This is a genomic window from Gilliamella sp. B14448G11, from assembly GCF_016101765.1.
Taxonomy (GTDB): domain Bacteria; phylum Pseudomonadota; class Gammaproteobacteria; order Enterobacterales; family Orbaceae; genus Gilliamella; species Gilliamella apicola_N.
Window position 1 is genome coordinate 1 of sequence record NZ_JACFPX010000059.1, and the last position, 331, is coordinate 331.

Annotated in this window: 1 tRNA gene; it reads left to right on the plus strand. The window is 41.1% G+C overall.

Annotated features, from left to right (window positions below):
- Positions 1-105 precede the first annotated feature (105 nt).
- A tRNA-Glu gene (locus tag H3S88_RS13175) sits at positions 106-181 on the plus strand.
- The last annotated feature ends 150 nt before the right edge of the window (positions 182-331 follow it).

Below are 331 nucleotides of genomic sequence, written 5' to 3' on the forward strand. Positions count from 1 at the left end.
GTCGTAACAAGGTAACCGTAGGGGAACCTGCGGTTGGATCACCTCCTTACGAAGAGCTCGTAAGTGTTCACACAGATTGTTTGTTTATAAAGAAGAAGTGATTAAGTCCCCTTCGTCTAGAGGCCTAGGACATCGCCCTTTCACGGCGGTAACAGGGGTTCGAATCCCCTAGGGGACGCCATAAAATGTGATGAAATTGCTTCTTATAAAAATTATGTTTGTATTTACTTGAAATCGCGAGATGGTAAAGTGAATAGAAGTATAAAGCTCTTTAACAATTAGGAACAAGCTGAAAGAAACGAGTTCTCGTTTTTATGTTGAGCTGATGTAT